This is a genomic window from Amycolatopsis sp. A133 (genome assembly GCF_031082405.1).
Classification (GTDB): domain Bacteria; phylum Actinomycetota; class Actinomycetes; order Mycobacteriales; family Pseudonocardiaceae; genus Amycolatopsis.
On record NZ_JAVHJU010000005.1, the window covers coordinates 1 to 1,092 of the forward strand.

Consider the following 1,092-nt stretch of genomic DNA (forward strand, 5'->3'; position numbering starts at 1 on the left):
AGCGCCCCAATGGGGTTGTTTCATCGTGGTTGTGGCTGGTGAGGGTGGTGTGTGTGGGTTGTTGTGGTTGTGGGGGAGGAAGTGGCGTCGGGACCCGGCGTGGTGGCCTGGGCATGGGTGAAGCCCTCGGCAAGATCGCGATGTGAGTCAACCACCCACCGAGGGCTTCGGCCCCATTTCTTACCAGGTCACCCTTCCTCTGTCGCGGCAGACCCTGAGCATGGTCGCCGAGCTGATCCGGGCCCGGCGGCGTCGGGTTCGGTCACGTTGGCGCAAAGCCGGCCCTGCCGGGCAGGCACTGGTGGTGCTGGCCGTTCTGCGCCACGACCCGCGCCTGGCCGATCTCGGCGGTGGGATGGGTGTGTCGGCCTCGACGGTGCGGCGCTGGGTGTTGGAAGTCATCGGTCTTCTCGCAGCCCGGGCGGCACGCCTGGGCCGGGTCTTGCGCCGGTTGGTCGCCCGGGGCGGGGCGGTGGTGCTGGTGGATGGCACCCTGATCCGGACCCGCCGTCGCACCGGCCGGGCGAACCGGGCCAACTACAGCGGCAAACACAAACAGCACGGCCTGCTCGCCCTCGCCCTCACCGACGAAGACGGCCGGTTGCTGTGGGTCTCGGCGGTGCTGCCGGGCCGCACTGCCGACATCACCGCCGCCCGCCGGCTGCGGATCCGGGAACGTCTGCACGCCCACGGACTGACCCCCGCTGGGGACAAAGGGTTCCACGGCTGGCACAAAGACGTCCGCGACAGCCGCGACTGCCGCCAGTGTGGAGGTCGGTGTGAGCAGGTCGTGCTCACCCCTTACAAGGCTGAGGCCAAGCGGCCGTTGACCAAGGCCCAGAAACAGGCCAACGCCGCGTTCTCCGCCATGCGCTGCGCGGTTGAGGGCGGCTTCGCCGCCCTCAAAAACTGGCGCATCCTCGACAAACTCCGGTTGCACCCCCGCCACGCCACCACCCTGCTACGCGCACTGCTCGTACTCACCCAGCATGAGCAGAACGTCCGCGACACCACCCGGCCCGACCCCGCCTGAGCGATACCACCCTCCATCACCACAGCCTGACCAGCACAAACCACGATGAAACAACCCCA

Annotated in this window: 1 protein-coding gene; it reads left to right on the top strand. The window is 68.5% G+C overall.

Translation table 11 applies throughout. The features are described from left to right. The first annotated feature begins 220 nt into the window (after positions 1-220). Positions 221-1,033 (top strand): transposase family protein, encoded by an 813-nt coding sequence (locus tag Q5425_RS07820; RefSeq protein WP_308671444.1) that lies wholly within the window; start codon positions 221-223, stop codon positions 1,031-1,033. Positions 1,034-1,092: the final 59 nt, after the last annotated feature.